3 tRNA genes (1 of these 3 running past the window's edge) are annotated in these 440 nt (G+C 46.1%); all 3 read right to left on the bottom strand.

The window, feature by feature from the left end:
* Positions 1-155: 155 nt before the first annotated feature.
* Positions 156-231: transfer RNA gene (locus HMPREF3119_RS18545), tRNA-Thr, on the bottom strand.
* 6 nt (positions 232-237) lie between these two features.
* A tRNA-Gly gene (locus HMPREF3119_RS18540) sits at positions 238-312 on the bottom strand.
* Between the two features lie 102 nt (positions 313-414).
* Positions 415-440, bottom strand: a tRNA-Ser gene (locus HMPREF3119_RS19460) (it continues 50 nt past the right edge of the window).

The following is a 440-nucleotide window of genomic DNA, read 5'->3' as shown; positions in this document are numbered from 1 at the left end:
AACGTTAACGTGCGGTTTCGTACGTTCAAACTTTTCTTTAGACATTAGTTGTCCCTCTAAGACACGGAATCGGTGGTTTCACCACATCAACCAAGCAGTATTGCTTGTCTGGATATTTACAGGGAAAAAAATCAAGGAATGGAGAACAACGGAAGTGGTGCTGATAGGCAGATTCGAACTGCCGACCTCACCCTTACCAAGGGTGCGCTCTACCAACTGAGCTATATCAGCACATCTTGGAGCGGGCAGCGGGAATCGAACCCGCATCATCAGCTTGGAAGGCTGAGGTAATAGCCATTATACGATGCCCGCGTGAACTCGGCTACCTGACTTTAATCTGCTGTAACTGAATCCGGAGTATTTTACATCGAAGGAGTCTTGAGTAAAACACTCAGGATAATAATTCACATTAGATGGTGGTGGGAGAAGGATTCGAACCT

Origin of the sequence: Morganella sp. HMSC11D09 (genome assembly GCF_001807955.1) — a bacterium.
In the GTDB taxonomy this organism is placed as follows: domain Bacteria; phylum Pseudomonadota; class Gammaproteobacteria; order Enterobacterales; family Enterobacteriaceae; genus Morganella; species Morganella morganii.
Note: the sequence above shows the minus strand (reverse complement) of the source record. Positions and strands in the feature narration are given on the sequence as shown.